A 17,058-nucleotide genomic window follows, 5' to 3' on the forward strand; every position below is an offset into this window, starting at 1 on the left:
GGCTAGGGGCTAGGCCATCTTGCGCTCTAACAGACGATACACCGTGTCGGCAAATTTGCGCCTTGCTGTGTCCGCCTTGCCTGCACTTAGGAGCTTATCTTCATAGAGAGAAATCGAGGTAAGAGCCCGATAACCAAGCCAAGGAAGCGGCTCGCGCTCCCAACGCTTGCTGTTCGCAAATGTACCGCTATGGTCAACCCAAGGCATCTGTGTTTCGGGCGAATCGACACCCAAAATCATATCCGAGAGTGTTCGGCCGGCGAGATTCGTCGCCCCCACCCCTTCGCCACCATACCCGGCGCTCAATGCGAAGCCATGCTCCCGATTGAGTAACATATGTGGACGGAACTTGCGCGAGATCGCCAAGTTCCCTCCCCAAGCATGCGTGACCTTAACACCCTCTAGCTGAGGGAAAAGTGTTTGCAGCAGGTTTCGGCGAAACGCGATTTCAGACTCTGAGAGGCGTGCATCGTGTTTCAGCGCTGCGCCAAATAGATAAGAGCCCCGCGCACCGAAAACGAAGCGATTATCGGCACTGCGCTGGCCGTAGGTAACGATTCGTGAAAAATCACTGAACACCTCACCATGGTGAAGCCCCATTTCTTGCCATAGAGCCTCGCTCAAAGGCTCTGTTGCGATAATGGCGCTTTGTACGGGTCGCTGATAGCGCATCCAGCTGAAGGGTGCTTTTTCGATACTGACCCCATACGCTTCCAGAGCAGGAACCACCCACTGACACGCGATACGATGACCATTTGCCAAAACAACATTGCCATCGCCCCACTCTGTCGCTGGCGACTGCTCAAAAATTTCGACACCCAAACGCTCGCAAGCCGCAGCGAGTCCCGTTACCAGTTTGGCAGGCTGAATTCTGGCGCAATGCGGGCTGTATAGGGCGCCACTTGCGTTAGCCATACCGATCTTCTCACCCGTTTGCTGCGCATCAAGCCACTTGAAATCGGCGTCTGTGTAGCCTTTTTGGCGTAATTCCCGCTCATAGGCTTGAAGGAAGTGCTTCTGCTCGGGGTAGCGCGCCGCAACATACAACATTCCACCAAGTTTGAAATCACACGCGATGTTTTCTTCTTGGATCACCCGCTGCGCTTCGTGCGGAATAGCGTGTAATAAGGTCCGGGCACGTTCTTTGTCTGGCGGCCAAAGATCTTCCAGATAGGAGTCCTGCTCTGAGAGCTCCCCTATCAACCAGCCTCCGTTGCGCCCTGATGCACCATAGCCAGCAATATCGGCCTCGATAATAGCTACCCGTAGCTCGGGAGATTTTTTCTTTAAGTAATAGGCTGTCCACAAGCCGGTGAAGCCAGCGCCGATGATCGCAACATCGACGTCATGGTTTGCAGTCAAGCTAGGACGAATCGAAAGGTCGGTAAGTTGCGAGAGCCACAAGCTTTGAGTTTTGTAGCCCTCGAGCTTCGTCATTCGTGTTGATCCAACGATATACTTAGAAGTTGTAATTAACGCGCACTAATCCGGGAACACCAACTAAATCTCGGTTACTAAAGACCAACGGAACAAAATCAATATTCAGCTTACTGTCATACGCCCAACGAACACCTGCGGCATAGGTATCATCAGTATTATCGGCAGTTGTAAACAATGCTTCGACACCCGCCGAAAACAATCCGGCCTGAGTATCAATAATGCCCACATAGGCGCCAAGATCGAGCTCTACAAACGTATCATCACGCTGATCGCCGTCCGCGTAGACAAAACGAGGCGCAAGCGTAAAAGTTGCCGCATCAGCGTTGACCGTAAAGGCGGCACCGAGCTTTAGGTTGATCTGGTCAATGAGGTCATTGCCATTTTCATCTTCCAGTTCCGTTCGGGAATACGCGCCTGTAAACGCCCAGTGCACATTGCTTCCACCTTCGCCACCAAGCTGTAAATCTGGTAGTCCATACTTAAGCAGAAGCTGGTTCTCATCGTATTCATCCAAGCCACTATTAATAATCAGCTCTGCTCCCGGCAGACCTAAACGCACACCACCGCCAGCATCGATACTATCTGAGCCTGAATGCAGCTCGATAGACGCATCACGGTTTTTGGCTACCGTTCCATGCTCAATATAAAAACCTCGCGTTGGTTCGTTATAGTTAGAGCGAACATCGCCCTCAGCGGCAGTAGTACTTGAAAATAGTGCCGTCGCCATAACAGCCGTACAGAATGCAAACTGCGCTCGCATCGCAACCTCCTTGCAAATGGGTGTATTGTTTTTTCGGCGTTTTAATCGAGAATAAAGCGCAGTCCAATGCCCTCAGGCAGACTACGCATAATTTCCATTTTCAGTATAGGTGCGTCACCCGTAAGTCCCTGAACCTGTCCTTCTATCACTGTGCCGACAGGTGGCATCTCATGACCTTGAGTGATTAGAAAAATCCCACCGTCAGAAATATCTCTGGTAGTCGCTACAAGTTCGCCAAAACTCGGATGCGTAATTTTCACCTTGGCCGGCATTTGAATGCGAGGATGACGTCGCTTATCTGACATGTTTTTGTTTTCTACCTTATTTTTAGAGCATATTAGCCAAGCTACTCGCCCTTTCCTAGCAAGAGGCTATACAGTTTTTTAATAGAAGAACACATTTACGCAGATAGACCATAAGATCAGTGAAATTCACGCACCTTCGTACGCAATCCATCAAGTTGAGGCGTTAGATCCTCTAGTCGTCCGGCAATAACATGAATCACGCCAGCCTCTTGCTCCAAGATTCCAACAACCCTTAACAACTGCGCTCTTAAATAAGGTAACTTTTGCGCTCTGGCCGTTGCGCGCCATATGACGACATTGATATTGCCTGTCTCGTCTTCGAGAGTATAAAAGCTGACGCCTGCGGCGGTACCAGGACTTTGCTTTCCGGTCACGAGTCCCGACACAGAAACCAAAGATTTATGTGGCTGTTGCCATAAGGCATTAGCCATCACATCATTCTCCAACGCGCCAGCTTTGCGCAGCAAAGCAACGGGATGCCCGTCCAGGCTTAAGCCCGTAGATTGATAGTCTTCCTGCATATTTTGCCACTGATCTGGCGCTGTAAACTGTACATCCTCTTTAACAGACAAATGCTCATCAGTCTCACCGTTCCCAATCCGCTCAGACCAAAGCGGTGCATCATCTAGGCTTTTCATCAGGTCCCATCGTGCCTGATAGCGATTGCCCTTTAATTGCGCAAAGGCATTGGCTCCGGCCAATGCCTCCAGATCAAGTTGATTCAAACCTAAGGCCTGAATCTGCTGTAAAGAACGAAAACCAGAGTCTGGACGCGCGCGCTCGATTCGATCTATACCCTTTGCTGACAAGCCGCGTACTTGCCGAAAGCCGAGCCGTAATGCAAAACCCGGATCTACCGACGGCTGTTCAAGGATCTGTTGTTCAAGGCGATGGTCGCCAAAACTTTGGTTAATATCGACAGGCAACACACGAACGTGATGACGAACCGCGTCTTGCACCAACTGTGACGACGAATAAAACCCCATCGGCAAACTGTTCAGTAAACTCGCATAAAATGCCTGCGGAAAGTAATGCTTAAGCCATGCAGACACGTAAGCCAACACGGCAAAACTGGCAGCATGGCTTTCCGGGAAGCCATACTCTCCAAAACCACAAATTTGCTGAAAAACCCGTTCGGCAAATGCTTCATCATAACCACGAGCCAGCATGCCATTCACAAGTTTGCTGCGAAAACCTTGCAGCTGTGTACTGCGCTTCCAACTCGCCATAGCTCGACGCAACTGGTCGGCTTCACCGCCTGAAAATCCGGCGGCGACCATCGCAAGTTTAATCACCTGTTCTTGGAAGATCGGTACGCCAAGTGTTCGGGATAGAACCTCTTTCACTTCGCCTGAAGGGTAAGTAACCACCTCCTTACCGGATCGGCGTCTTAAATACGGATGCACCATGTCGCCCTGAATCGGCCCAGGGCGGACAATCGCAATCTGAATCACCAAGTCGTAATAACTCGCGGGTTTCAAGCGCGGTAGCATGCTCATTTGCGCGCGCGATTCGACCTGAAAAACACCGATACTGTCACCAGCCTGTAAGTCTGCATATACCGCAGGATCGTCCCCCAAGGAGGTGATCTCAGCAATGCTCAAAGCTCTGCCATAATGCTGGCGGATCATGTCGAAACTACGCCGAATCGCACTCAGCATACCCAGAGCAAGTACGTCTACCTTGAGCAGGCCGAGCGTTTCTAGGTCGTCCTTATCCCACTGAATGACTGTTCGATCGGCCATCGCTGCGTTTTCTACTGGCACAAGCTGCGATAAAGGGCCAGACGAAATAACAAAACCGCCAACATGCTGTGAAAGATGCCGAGGGAACCCAATAAGTGATCGTGTCAGGTGCACCAATCTCGCCAATTTTGGATTCGTATCGTCCAAGCCTTGGGCAAGTAGCTGCTCATCCCAGGCCTGTGATCGATCTCTGCGATCAATATTTTTTAGATATAACTCAAGTGCACTCTCTTCAATGCCCAGCACTTTACCGACACTGCGAAAAGCACTTTTATAACGAAAGCTAATCACAGTCGCGGCCAGAGCAGCGCGCTCTCGCCCATATTTTTCATAGATATATTGCATCACCTCTTCACGACGTTGATGCTCAAAGTCGACATCGATATCAGGCGGTTCATTACGTTCCTTGGAAATAAAGCGTTCGAACAGCACGCTGATTTGGCGAGGGTCAACCGAGGTAATTTCAAGACAATAACAAACAACAGAGTTAGCCGCAGAGCCTCTGCCTTGATATAAAATTCCACGAGATTTGGCAAAGCGCACAATGTCATGCACAGTAAGAAAGAAATATTCGTAACCCTGCTCTTCAATGAGCTTAAGCTCGCGTCGAATCGTGCCTTGAATAGGTAGGGCAACACCGTTCGGAAAGCGCGTTTTCATACCTTTAGCCACTAAATGCTTCAAGTACTGATGAGCGGTGAAACCGTTCGGCACCAGTTCTTCTGGATATTCATAACGGAGTGTCGACAAATCAAAACAGCAGCGTTGTGCGATACGCACAGTCTCGGCCATATCCTGCTCAGAGTAGATTTTTCGCAACTTACTTAAAGGACGTAAACTACGCTCTAGGTTTGAAAAGCCCTTAGTGCCTAATTGATCGAGTGTCGTATTGTGGCGAATCGCGGTAAGTACATCTTGAATAGCCTGACGTTCAGGCACATGCATGTGCACATCACCAGCACAGACAATTGGCTGCTTAAAATCATGGCTTAGGCTACAACACCAACGTCGATATGCGCTGCCACGTTTAAACTCTTGCGCATCAAGCAGGCGCTCGTACAGCAGCCAGCAACGGTTATGAAATGCACGCTGTACAAACTCGGCAAAACTGCGATCAGCCTCATCTCCTAGTTCAGATTCAGGCTTGGCTTGAGAGCTCGGTTTCCATAACAACAAGGCATGCCGCAATGTGTTCAGATCTTGCTGAAAAACAGCATAGTGCCCTTTCTCGCAGCGCCTTCGAGCAAGCGTAATCAAGGCACATACTTCCGCATAAGCGGCTCGATCTGGGCATAAGAGCACAATTTTCGGCCCATCCTCGAGCTGAAACTCACTTCCAACAATGAGCTTTGTTTGAATGCCTTCAGAGCGCGTTGCCGCATAGGCCCTTACGACACCCGCCATAGAGCACTCATCTGTTAAGGCCAAAGCGCGGTATCCAAGCTGTTCAGCTTGCAGAATCAACTCTTCCGGCTGCGATGCACCACGCAAAAAACTGAAATTACTCAAGCAATGTAGTTCTGCGTATTCCACTTGATTATTCATACGACCAGCCGTGTATCTCGCATCGCTCTACGCAAACAGGCCGTGCACAAACCATTGCTGTTCAGCATCCCGAAACACCCACAACAATTGTTTGTACTCATTCAGGGCAACAAAGTAATCACGGGTGACAGCCTGATCTTGCCACCAAGCCGTTTGTACTCGCTCGGGGCCATGAATAATGCGCACCGTTTCAGCAAGGGCGGCCGGCTGCTCTAGCAATACAGAGGGCCGAAGGGTGCTGTCTGCATATTCGCGCAGTGGTTCAGATACCTGCCATTGTCGGCTTTGTTTGGGCATCTGCGTTGCAGGCCAATACTCAAAGCTTTGCTCTGGCACATGGGCGTCTTTTAATATCGGTCGCACCAGACGCTCCGGCCCTAAGCGGGACTCAAGGCGATTCAAGGTAGACGACACAGAACGCTGACTTATACCGGTATCAAATAAATCTTGTGGCTCTACATCTAGTGCCAACAAGGCACTCGCCTGCAGCTCCAAGCCTAATACGGGGGCATCCAACTTTAGATAATCAAATTTCAAGCGCAGCAAATCATGCCAATGTTGGGCACTTGTTTCTGGGTGACCACTTACCAATGACACTTTTTGAACGCGTTTATTCCGCGCATAAAGCAGACACTCAAGATGCTGCACAGTTTGACTGCGACAGCGCAAAAATCGCTCCATCCGTTCGAACAGACGTTTTGCTGGGAACAATAAAGCCGAAGCGCTGTGCACCTCCGCATCGAAGCTTAAAGATGACTGAAAATATTCAGGCAATGAGAAACGAGGAAGCACCGGTTTTGCTGCCGCTTTTAACTGGTGTAAATACATCACAAAGTCTTTGCCTAAGCGCATAGAAAGATCGGCATCAGGCAAGGCGATGAGCTCGCCAATCGTCTCTAGCCCCAAGCGCTGAAGCTTTTGCACCGTTTGTGCTGCAACATTCAAACAAGAAATCGGCAAACTATGCAGCGCGAGCTCTGCCTGTGGCGCGAACATACATGGCTCAGCAAGCAGGTACTGCCATCGCGCAAGCATTTCCGCCAGCAACGGTGATGGTGCAAGCGCACATTGCATATCGACATACTCAGCCTGTAGATGTGTCATCGTGGCCTGCACATAGCTTTGCACATCACTATACAGTTTCAGCATGCCGCTGAACTCAATCAGCAAGCAACGCTGCGCCTCGCGTACAACCACATCGCTACTTAAGGCATAACACTGCAAAGCAAGCTCATTCAGGCGCTTGCTTTCAAGCTCTTCATCCAAATCATAACACTGTAATTCGTTATGAATGGCCGAGGCCGTTCCGAGTTGCATGTGCATTTGCAGGCCTTCTTCTCGAGCTCGCTCGTTCAACTGAACAAGCTCTCGCTGGGGGTTAATCAGCACAATTGCTGGCGACTGAGTCTCGCTGTTCCCCGTATTTTTATCCAACGTAGCTTTCTCCGACCTATCTTTCTCTGACCTATCAGGAATAGCACTCACTAGACTATTCAAATGTAGATTCGGGAAGTGCAAGGCTAACCAGAGCATGATCCACCCCCCTAACTCTTACCAAGCGCAGAAGGAAACGAAATCACATTATGCTGATAAGCATGTGCATCGGAGATTTTCTGGCGCCGATAAAGCTCTGGCGAAGCGTTGTTAAGATTCAGCTGAAAAGGCTCAACGGCATAGGCGTTTTGTCGTTTAAAAACATCAAGCAACAAACCCTGATCGCTCGGCTGCAGCCGCATGCGTAAACTAATCGGTAAGGAGCTGTCTTGAGTCACCATAGAACGAATACAAAAAACCAGCGTATTGCTCTCTTTCGCAGCGATTTGCAAACGCTTTGCCTGTGCAGGGTCAAGCGTATCCAGCCAACAAACCACAGCCGAACAAATACCGCTTTGTAGCAAGGTATCCAGCACCCACAAAGACTCACTGGCGCTCAAGCTCTTGAGCATAACCGTGTTACTTGTAAAAGCAGCGCCAAGCCCCTGCGGCATAAGCTGCATGCATCCAGGTAACCACACTTGCAACTTGGTTTGATCTGTCGTTCTACTCGCCAGCGACGCAAGTACCGGAAGAATCAGCCGTAACTCACCGACCCCCATCGCAGAAGGTTGCAACTCGACCAAACCGGAATTTGGCCAACCACCAATTTGTTCATCAAGAACAGTAAAACCGCTAGGGATAAAGGCTGGCTCAGTAATATGATTCGGCGCCTGATTGGCACTCCAAACAAGACGCCGATTTTTTAGCTCTTGCAAAGAAAGGGACATTTGCCACATCCAAGATCAAATCATCGGACGAGCAAATATACTGTATAAATAAACAGTAATTCAAATTAAGATTTGTAACTGACTTACAATATGCTTTCCAAGTAGTCTTTTGGTGAGATCCCGTACCATCGCTTGAAAGCCTTATAAAAACTGCTGCTATCTTTAAAGCCAAGCTCCAGACTTAATGCCTGTATGCTGATATTGTTTCGCTTTAATTGATCAAGCGCTCGCTGCTTGCGCGCCTCGTCATACATCGTTTGAAAACTGGTTCCTTCCTGTTTTAACTGACGATATAAAGTCTGCCGGCTGATATTTAGCTGATCGCTCAAGCTCATGACAGAAACGCCCCTTCCAGCATCTAGCTCTGAGGTAATCTGACGTTGAATTTGCTCCGTTAGTGACACACCAGAACCGATTGCTTTCCAAGCGCTTTTTGCTTTTTCCTGAATGATACTTTTCAGAAAGTGATTACCACTCATAACCGGCAAATCCAACAGAGACGCATCAAACTCCAAACTATTTTGCCCGCTTGAAAAACAGATATCCGTACCAAACACAGAATAAAAAGCGTCTATGTAACTCGGTTTAGTGAAGGTAAAACTTGCCTTAGTAATAGGAAACTCATGCCCGCTAAGCAGCTTTGCCCAAGCCAGCATGGCGCTCATACTTCGCTCAACGGCCATGTTCGGATAAGCCTCTTCGTGACGAAGAGAGAAACATAAAACACAGCGGTCTTGATGCCGTTCAACCTCCCAACATTCAGAAGGGTTCATCAAAGCGATGTGCTCAATAAATACGCTTAAGGCCTCGCCCAGCGTTGTGGTTTGGCTAACCCAACTCGCAAGCAATCCCTTTGCATTTGGGTTGATCGTTTGACCAATACGCAAGCCTAACCCAGCGGCATGTTTGCTCTGCGCTAGACGATCCCATAGTGCGATATAACTCGATTCTGCAATACGCTGATCGGGCGTTGCCTGCAAAACCGAATCAGCACCGAGAGCGCTCAACTCTGCATCCGATATCAACCCATAGCGCAAGCACAGCTCAACCAAATCGACTGCTGCAGCAGCCGACACCGTTGCGGAGGAATCAATGGCAGGCATTTAGTGTTACCAATAGACAGTGCATCGTTACCAATCGACCTAGTTTGAAAAACGCGTATTCGCATACGATATCAGCTCTTACACAGATTTAGGATTGTATCGTGCCATCTAAACAGCCGTTATTGCTTCGTTTATGTCTCCCAGTTTTTTTGATCTTGGGTGTCGGCTTAAGCTTCGCGTCACTCAGCACAAGTGATTTGTCTAAAGAGACGTTGGAAAGCAGATACACCAATGAGGCATCCAGATTTGTGCAAATTGATGGTAATCGCGTGCATTATCGTGATGAAGGAAGCGGCCCGGCAATAGTGCTCTTACATGGCACGGCCTCTTCATTACACACTTGGGATACATGGGCCGAGCAGTTACAAGGTTCGTTTCGAATTGTGCGTATGGATCTTCCCGGATTCGGACTCACTGGACCAGATCGACTTGATCGCTATGAAGTCTCCGACGATGTTCGCTTTTTATCTGACTTTTTAAACACACTCAATATAGAAGAAGCACATCTGGTAGGCAGCTCTCTCGGTGGACGCATCGCTTGGCAATATGCGCTTGAACACCCATCCCAAGTAAAAACGCTCACCCTACTGAACGCGCTTGGCTATCAACAGGAAAGTTGGCCACCTGCCATTGAACTCGCTCAATGGCCAGTGATCGACCAGATAATGGAGCATGTTTCGCCACGGTTTATGTATGAAATTGGACTCAAGGAAGTATACTTCGATGCCAGCATAGTGACGGACGAGGTGGTCGATCGTTACTACGAACTCTCTCGCTACCCCGGTAATTTATCGGCCTTTACGCGCCGAGTAAAAGCCCGCCTAGACCAAGATGAAGAACACATTGCTAACCTTACGTTGCCGAGCCTGATACTCTGGGGAAAGGAAGACATTTACTTCCCCGTAGAGAGCGGCCTAAAGTTCAGTAAGGACATTTCAAAATCAGAACTCAAGATCTATGCTGGTATTGGTCATCTCCCTATGGAGGAAGCGCCAAATAAATCAGCGAATGATGTATCACTATTCATCAGCCAGCATGAAGCCATATTGAAGGATACCCTAAGTGACGCTTCCAAAAGTCGATAAAACCGAGCAATGGTTAGCCCGCTTCTTTTTTATCGTATTCAGCGTATTGCTCTTCCAAGACATCACCGGAGAGGCATATAGTTATCGACAAATGGGGCAAGAACATCTGGTAAGCGCTGAGGGCAATCCGTTCAAGTACTACTTTGCTTTCTTTTGGGACATATTAGTGGTGCTTGTATCGGGCTTTTTTGGTTTTATCGCAAAACGAAAATAAGAGCTCAGTGAAATACTGACAGGTCAATTCCTTCGATCTCGCAAACTGTTTTAATGGTTTCGTTCTGGCTAAGTTTTTGTAAATACGCCGAAAGCGCTGAAAATGTCACTGGCGAACGGGTAAGGACTAGAGACCATTCGCACAGCATAAACAAAAAATAGTCGCATGCTGTCAATGCATCTCCGCAAAGATAAGGCTGCTTCTCCAGGCGTTGATTAATCACCTCTAAAGCCTCTACGATACGCTCGTCCTGCGCGGCAATCACGCCATCTACCAAAGTAGGATCTTTAATGTGCCGCTCCGGATAGTAACGCACCATTAATTCGGCTTGCAGCGTATTTGTTAGATACATTATCCATTGGAAGAACTCCGCCCTTGCATACGTCCCTACTGCAGGTATCAAACCATGCTCGGGGTGCAATTCGCACAAATGCACACAAATAGCCGCACTCTCAAACATCGCTTGACCATCAATCACAAGCGCTGGAATTCTACCCGCAGGATTGAGCTTCAAATAGTCTGTGGATTTATGCCAATTAGACGCACGATCGACCTTGATCAGCTGATGCTCCAAACCCATATGCTTAAGCAGAAAGTGCGGCGCCAAGCTCGCATTATTCGGGTAGTAATAAAGCTGATACATACAAGACCTTTAATTAAGATGAATCGCTAGTTAGCGAAGCGGGGCATTAAAACCAAGCATATCAAATATGCCACACTTTAAAGGCCATTGTTTATGACAAAAAACCTCAGCCTCGCTATAGTCATATAAACCGTCCATTTAAAGCACTATTATGTCGACTTACTCTAGCTCTTCTCGCACCTTGTTTGTTCTTGCCGCGTTCGTGATTGTCATTGCAGGCATGCGTGCCGCTGAATCCATCATGGTGACATTCCTGCTTTCAGGGTTCTTTGCCATTATTTGTGCGCCTCCATTTTTACTGATGCAGAAAAAAGGCTTACCGGCATGGCTATCTCTCATTGCTGTTGTTATTTTTATCAGCCTGTTTCAAATAGTATTAATCAGCATTATTGGTAGTTCAGTAAAAGCCTTTTCAAGCGACTTACCGCTCTATCAAGAAAAGCTGCGCGGCACGCTCTCACACATGATCACCACTCTGGGAAGCTGGGGTGTCGAGATACCGCAACAACGTTTAATGGACACCTTCGATCCTTCTAGCATCTTCAAGACCGCGATGAGCGCTCTCGGTAGTCTAGGGGGGGTCTTGTCGAATTCGTTTTTGATTATCCTGACCGTGATTTTCATGCTTTTTGAGAGCCTGTCTTTGCCTAACAAGTTACACAAAGCATTTGGTGAAGAAAGCGCTCAAATGCGGCATATACAGCGCTTTCTAGATACCGTTAAAACCTATATGACAATCAAAGCGGTCATCAGCCTCGCCACCGGCACAATGATATATCTAGGGCTGCTTATTATCGGAGTTGACTACCCCTTGCTCTGGGCGGTGCTTGCTTTCTTCCTAAACTTTGTTCCAAACATCGGCTCAATTATTGCCGCTGTTCCCACTGTATTGTTAGCAATCATCCAGTTGGGCCCACTCAGCGCTTTGTTTACCGCCCTGCTCTATGTTGCCGCCAACATGGTCATGGGCAACATGGTCGAGCCACGCTTTTTAGGTAAAGGGTTAGGACTATCTACACTGGTCGTGTTTTTATCTTTAGTTTTCTGGGGTTGGGTGTTCGGACCTGTTGGCATGTTCCTATCCGTACCTCTAACCATGCTTTTAAAAATCGCTTTTGAAAGTACAGAGGAAACCCAGTGGATCGCCATCATGATGGGTGAAGACCCCGTCGAGCATGAAAAGCCGTAAAATGTTCACGTTGAGCCTATTTTTCTTTGCGATTAAATATCCTTTCTGGTATAAAGTCGGGCTCTTTGGTTAGGGCTCCCTCGAAACCGCCGGCTAGGCAGTATTGAAGGTTCTTGAAAGTGGGCGTTACCGCGATCAAGAAAGCCCAAAAGATTTGAATTTGTTCTATGGTGCCCCCAACGAGAGCACTTAGAAATTGGAGGCAAGGTTTTAGTATGTCTAAAGTATGTCAGGTTACAGGCAAGCGTCCTGTAACAGGTAACAATGTTTCGCACGCAAAAAACACCACTCGTCGTCGTTTTTTGCCTAACCTACAATCACACCGTTTTTGGGTTGAAAGCGAAAACCGTTTTGTAAAACTACGTGTATCTACTAAAGGTATGCGCATCATCGATAAGAAGGGCATCGAAACTGTCCTTAGCGAGCTTCGCGCACGCGGCGAAAAAGTTTAAGGAGAGCTCGAAATGAGAGATAAGATTCGTTTAGTTTCTAGCGCTGGCACTGGTCACTTCTACACCACTGACAAAAACAAGCGCAACATGCCTGAAAAAATGGAGATCAAGAAGTACGATCCTGTTGTTCGCAAGCATGTGATGTACAAAGAAGCAAAGATCAAGTAACACTTTTTACTTGCTTCCTGAAAAGCCCGACCCTAGTACTGAAAAGTCATAGCGTCGGGTTTTTTATTGTCTGTCTTTATAGGATTCAGGCAAACCGAACTCTAGCTCGATCGGCAAGTGATCAGAGACAGGGAAACTCAACACTTGCGCTCGCTTTACCCGTAAAGAACGACTCACCAGAATATGATCAAGATCTTTCTGCGGCCGCCAACTAGGGAAGGTATTCGTCACACCAGGCAAAGGCACTAAATCCAACTCCTTTAAACAGCCATGCTGCAACAGACGCTCCGCATGCGTATTCATATCTCCCATCAGAACAAGATGCTTATACTTATCAATCAAGCCTTTCACAAAGGACAACTGCGCCTTTTGAGCTTGAGCACTTAGCGATAAGTGCAAAATCACCAACACCAGCGGATCATCCTCAAAACCATATTTCGCAATAATTACGCCGCGCCCAGGAATCAAAGCTGGCAAAGAGTGCTCTTCTACCGACAAGGGCCGATAGCGACTCAGCAAACCGTTACTATGCTGCGCTAGTGGCCCAAAGTTACGATTAAGCTGTTGATACCAGTATGGAAAGCCCGCCTCATTGGCGAGAAACTCTACCTGATTAACAAAACCACTTCTCAAGCTTCCGCCATCAACCTCTTGCAGTGCAACGACATCATATGAGTGCAGCAAATGTGCAATTTTAGTGAGGTTCTCATGGCGTTTACGGTGAGGTAAGAAATGCTGCCAGCTACGCGTCACGTAATGGCGATAGGACGAAGTCGATATACCAACCTGAATGTTATACGTCAGAAGACGAATCGTCTCGTCATGAGAAACCTTAGGAACAGTGTTCAGAGCCTCGGGAGCGGAGCTAGACGAAGCTCTGACTAAGGCATCAGAGGGTGTAAAAATCTGTCTAACACGACTACGCAAGCCTGCATACATAGTTTTTCTTACACCTCTTAGTGATGCAGAAGCGCTTATTACTTAGCCGCTTGCATTGCAGCACGCTCTTTCTCGATAAGGAAGTTTGCAATCTTAATCATGTTTGCAAAACCACCGGCATCACGAACGCCAATCTTGTATTTCCCATTTACGATTAACGCCGGAACACCAGTAAGACGGTATGCCTTGATACGATCGCCCGTTGCCTTAACCTGCTCTTCTACTTTAGAAATCTTACGAAACCCTGACGCGTCGAAAACCGCCATAAACTCTTCTTCAGAGACACCAAACTTAGCAAAGATTTCGACAAAATCCTCACGTTCTTGGTAATTTTTGGGCTGAGACTGTATTGCATCAAACAACGCCTGATGCATTTCGTCTACCTTACCTAACTCCTCTGCGGCAAAGAAAACTTCTGCGTGCGTTACCCAACCCGGGAACGTTGCCGGAATCAAACGAAAATCGACATCAGCCGCAAAACCTTTTTCCCAAGCAGGCAGGAAATCGTTGTTAAATTCATAGCAGTGGGGACAGCCATACCAAAATACTTCAACCACTTCTACCTTTGAGGCATCGCGTGTTTTCACAGGAAAAGGCAACTCTTTATAATGCCGACCTTTCTCCCACATTTCTGCAGCTGTAGTAAGTGAACTAAAGAGAATGGCGACCGCTAACAAAAGGCCCCCAACAATACGAGACTGAAACATGCTTGCTCCTTCAGGTTAAAATAAGCGGTAATTGGTCGATGATAGGCCTGCGGTATATCTGACTCAAGCTGACTACATGACTATTTAATTAAACTTATACGACAAGAAAACCCTGTCACAGTTCCATACCAACCAAGATTTCCTTAGACAAAAAAAAGCCGAATCATCAGATTCGGCTTTTTTTGTTTGCCTTGAGGCAAGCGCTCGCTTATTCAGACAAGCCTTGAATGTAACTTGCTACCGCTTCAATTTCTCGATCATTCATACGCGCAGCAACCGAACGCATCATACGCGTATCGCCATCGTTGCTTCGCTCACCACTACGCCATTTTTTAAGCTGTGCAATCGTGTAATCTGCATGCTGACCACCAAGCGCCGGAAAGCCTGCTGCAGCCATGCCTTTTCCTGCCGGGCCGTGGCAGGCAATACATGCCGCCATATTCGTAGCTGGGTTGCCCGCACGATATAGCTTACGACCCTCTTCAACAAGATCGGCCTTCGCCTGACCAATGCTGATAGTCTGAGATGCGAAGTAAGCTGCAACATCCGCCATATCTTGATCACTCCAGCTATCCAGAAGCCCCGTCATTTCAACGATCTCACGACGACCTTCCTTTTGATCATACATTTGCTTTAGAAGGTACTTCTCACCTTGTCCCGCAAGCTTCGGGAAATTCCCCGCAGCACTATTACCATCTGCTCCGTGACAAGCAGCGCATACCGCAGACTTATCCTTTCCAGCTTGTGGGTCACCAACAACTTCCGCAGAAACCCATGCGGAGCCGCTTAAACCCAAAGCGATGACCATCCCCTTCAAAAACTTATTCATAATCTGTGCGCTCTCTATTTAAAAAATTCGCCACGTAGTCGGCTTCGCCACTCTTATTCTTCTTGTTAACACTATGACTAACACGAAGTAATCACTATCAGTGCCTTTAAATACCTTAACAGCGTCGACCTTAAAAGAGTATATCGACACTTTAAGATCTCACAAGAAAGATCAGGCAAAAAATCGTGGCTTATTATACACTAAGGTACCTTTGATAAAAGCCTTAGCCACGCCTTCCTGAGAGTAAAATTGCATGAGCGATTCGCTAGAAAACACACCCAAGTTCCAGCTTGCCTACAACAGCGCAAGCTTTTTACAGAGCGGCTCTAAGCTCAGTAATTGCCCGAGCGATTCAGGCATCGAGATTGCGTTCGCAGGAAGATCTAACGCCGGCAAATCTTCGGCTATAAATAGCATCACTCAAAACAAAAAGCTGGCACGCACAAGTAAAACACCTGGACGTACTCAACTAATTAACTTTTTCGCTCTCAATGTGGACGGCGTCAGACTCGTAGACCTTCCCGGATACGGCTATGCAAAAGTATCTCTTGATATGAAAGAAGCATGGGGAAAGCACCTTGAAGACTACCTCCAGAATAGAGAAAGCTTAGCGGGGCTCGTTCTCATTATGGATATTCGCAAACCCATGACCGAGTTTGACACCATGCTGCTGGACTGGAGTAAAAAAAGCGAGCTGAGCACTACCGTACTACTGACAAAATCAGACAAGCTAAAATATGGCCCCGCAAAAGCCTGCATGCTGCAGGTAAAGAGAGCACTTGAAGATCACGGCTATATCAACGACGTCATTCTGTTTTCGAGCCTTAAGAAAACAGGACTAAAAGAGGCGCGCACAGCGCTGGATCGAAACTTTTCAATGTACCTTCAGGCAGATGATTCAGACGAAGCAGAAGCGCAGCATCAAGGCTAATGCCTTAAACTTACTCCGGCAGCAAACCCTTGAAACAATACGATGCCTGAAACTTACTCCGGCAGCAAACCCTTGAAACAATACGATGCCTGAAACTCAACGACCTGCTGCCGCTCCGCATCACGCAAATGCGGCACGATAAAATCCAAAACCTGGTACACACCATGCCGAATCGCATTGCGATTTGATGGCGCATCCTGATCAGCGCCAAACATGGTTTTAAGAAAGGTCATCCAGTTAGTCACAATTAACCAAACATTGAGCGCCTTGGTGCGACGTTGCTCATGCGTTTGCTCATCAAAGATATCACTCTCTTCGAGCGCCGCAATGATCTCAGTAATGCCATTCACACAGCGCAGCGTAAACGCTCGATAATCCTCTCTTAAACTGTCATCGCTATCTAGCAAATGCTCAAGATCACGATGCAAAAATCGATAAGCCCAGAGGCCGTTAAAAACAGCGTCAAGATAGGAGAGCAAATCCTCAATCTCAATGGCCCGCCCCTCTGGGACGCGCAAGTACGTATCGACCATCAACTCATAGTTTTTGAAGATCTGATAAATAATCTCGTTTTTGTTGCGGAAGTGGTAATACAAATTACCAGGCGACATATTGAGGTGTGCAGCGATATGATTGGTTGAAACATTCCTTTCGCCCCGCTCATTAAACAGATCGAGACTCTCCAGAATAATACGTTCTTTTGTCTTCATTATGGTCGCTGTAGATCCTTACTCTTACT

The 17,058-nt window shown here is 47.7% G+C and carries 18 protein-coding genes; 6 read left to right on the top strand and 12 right to left on the bottom strand.

The genetic code is table 11. The features are described from left to right. Positions 1-9 precede the first annotated feature (9 nt). The 7 genes from A3750_RS14720 to A3750_RS14750 all read right to left on the bottom strand — a co-directional run bounded on the left by A3750_RS14720 (position 10) and on the right by A3750_RS14750 (position 9,162). On the bottom strand, positions 10-1,437 hold the full coding sequence (locus tag A3750_RS14720; RefSeq protein WP_068522364.1) for an FAD-binding oxidoreductase: 1,428 nt from the start codon (positions 1,435-1,437) through the stop codon (positions 10-12). 22 nt (positions 1,438-1,459) lie between these two features. Then, on the bottom strand, positions 1,460-2,200 hold the full coding sequence (locus A3750_RS14725) for a hypothetical protein (protein ID WP_068455292.1): 741 nt from the start codon (positions 2,198-2,200) through the stop codon (positions 1,460-1,462). Between the two features lie 41 nt (positions 2,201-2,241). Then, positions 2,242-2,505, bottom strand: coding sequence for a PilZ domain-containing protein (locus tag A3750_RS14730; RefSeq protein WP_068455295.1), 264 nt, complete (start codon positions 2,503-2,505; stop codon positions 2,242-2,244). A gap of 116 nt (positions 2,506-2,621) precedes the next feature. Next, complete coding sequence (locus tag A3750_RS14735; RefSeq protein ID WP_197475051.1) at positions 2,622-5,795, bottom strand: error-prone DNA polymerase; 3,174 nt, start codon at positions 5,793-5,795, stop codon at positions 2,622-2,624. 27 nt (positions 5,796-5,822) lie between these two features. Next, positions 5,823-7,328 (bottom strand): DNA polymerase Y family protein, encoded by a 1,506-nt coding sequence (locus A3750_RS14740; protein ID WP_068456624.1) that lies wholly within the window; start codon positions 7,326-7,328, stop codon positions 5,823-5,825. 11 nt (positions 7,329-7,339) lie between these two features. Then, a complete protein-coding gene (locus A3750_RS14745; protein WP_068456621.1) occupies positions 7,340-8,059 on the bottom strand; it encodes a hypothetical protein in 720 nt (239 codons plus the stop codon). Positions 8,060-8,142: 83 nt separating this feature from the next. Next, the gene (locus tag A3750_RS14750; RefSeq protein ID WP_068456664.1) at positions 8,143-9,162 is read right to left on the bottom strand and encodes an AraC family transcriptional regulator; all 1,020 of its coding nucleotides are present in this window, start codon (positions 9,160-9,162) and stop codon (positions 8,143-8,145) included. Between the two features lie 101 nt (positions 9,163-9,263). On the opposite strand from A3750_RS14750, the gene A3750_RS14755 reads away from it, so the two are divergent. Both A3750_RS14755 and A3750_RS14760 read left to right on the top strand, forming a co-directional pair. Further along, the gene (locus A3750_RS14755) at positions 9,264-10,247 is read left to right on the top strand and encodes an alpha/beta fold hydrolase (protein ID WP_197475052.1); all 984 of its coding nucleotides are present in this window, start codon (positions 9,264-9,266) and stop codon (positions 10,245-10,247) included. Further along, entirely contained in the window at positions 10,225-10,461 is a 237-nt protein-coding gene (locus A3750_RS14760) for a hypothetical protein (protein WP_068453021.1), read from the top strand. Before A3750_RS14755 ends, A3750_RS14760 begins: the two co-directional genes overlap by 23 nt. A 4-nt stretch (positions 10,462-10,465) precedes the next feature. Here the strand turns inward: A3750_RS14760 and A3750_RS14765 are convergent, their stop codons facing one another. After that, on the bottom strand, positions 10,466-11,104 hold the full coding sequence (locus A3750_RS14765; protein ID WP_068453024.1) for a glutathione S-transferase family protein: 639 nt from the start codon (positions 11,102-11,104) through the stop codon (positions 10,466-10,468). Between the two features lie 151 nt (positions 11,105-11,255). Between A3750_RS14765 and A3750_RS14770 the strand changes: the two genes are divergently transcribed. The 3 genes from A3750_RS14770 (at position 11,256) to rpmG (ending at position 12,913) form a co-directional block, all read left to right on the top strand. After that, entirely contained in the window at positions 11,256-12,293 is a 1,038-nt protein-coding gene (locus tag A3750_RS14770) for an AI-2E family transporter (protein WP_068453027.1), read from the top strand. Between the two features lie 215 nt (positions 12,294-12,508). Beyond that, positions 12,509-12,745 (top strand): 50S ribosomal protein L28, encoded by a 237-nt coding sequence (gene rpmB / locus A3750_RS14775; protein WP_068453031.1) that lies wholly within the window; start codon positions 12,509-12,511, stop codon positions 12,743-12,745. A 12-nt stretch (positions 12,746-12,757) separates the two neighbouring features. After that, the gene (gene rpmG, locus A3750_RS14780) at positions 12,758-12,913 is read left to right on the top strand and encodes a 50S ribosomal protein L33 (protein WP_068453033.1); all 156 of its coding nucleotides are present in this window, start codon (positions 12,758-12,760) and stop codon (positions 12,911-12,913) included. A gap of 63 nt (positions 12,914-12,976) precedes the next feature. Here the strand turns inward: rpmG and A3750_RS14785 are convergent, their stop codons facing one another. From A3750_RS14785 to A3750_RS14795, 3 genes are all read right to left on the bottom strand, one after another. Then, a complete protein-coding gene (locus A3750_RS14785) occupies positions 12,977-13,852 on the bottom strand; it encodes an endonuclease/exonuclease/phosphatase family protein (protein WP_068453036.1) in 876 nt (291 codons plus the stop codon). Between the two features lie 38 nt (positions 13,853-13,890). Continuing rightward, on the bottom strand, positions 13,891-14,559 hold the full coding sequence (locus A3750_RS14790; protein WP_068453039.1) for a thiol:disulfide interchange protein DsbA/DsbL: 669 nt from the start codon (positions 14,557-14,559) through the stop codon (positions 13,891-13,893). 208 nt (positions 14,560-14,767) lie between these two features. Beyond that, positions 14,768-15,388, bottom strand: a complete 621-nt coding sequence (locus tag A3750_RS14795; protein ID WP_068453041.1) for a cytochrome c — start codon at positions 15,386-15,388, stop codon at positions 14,768-14,770. 253 nt (positions 15,389-15,641) lie between these two features. On the opposite strand from A3750_RS14795, the gene yihA reads away from it, so the two are divergent. Next, positions 15,642-16,319: a ribosome biogenesis GTP-binding protein YihA/YsxC gene (yihA, locus tag A3750_RS14800; RefSeq protein ID WP_068453044.1), complete on the top strand. Its 678-nt coding sequence runs from the start codon at positions 15,642-15,644 to the stop codon at positions 16,317-16,319. Between the two features lie 53 nt (positions 16,320-16,372). Here the strand turns inward: yihA and A3750_RS14805 are convergent, their stop codons facing one another. Further along, positions 16,373-17,029 carry a TetR/AcrR family transcriptional regulator gene (locus A3750_RS14805; protein ID WP_068453047.1) on the bottom strand — a complete coding sequence of 219 codons (657 nt, stop codon included), beginning with the start codon at positions 17,027-17,029 and terminating at the stop codon, positions 16,373-16,375. Positions 17,030-17,058: the final 29 nt, after the last annotated feature.

This window comes from Oleiphilus sp. HI0079 (genome assembly GCF_001635105.1).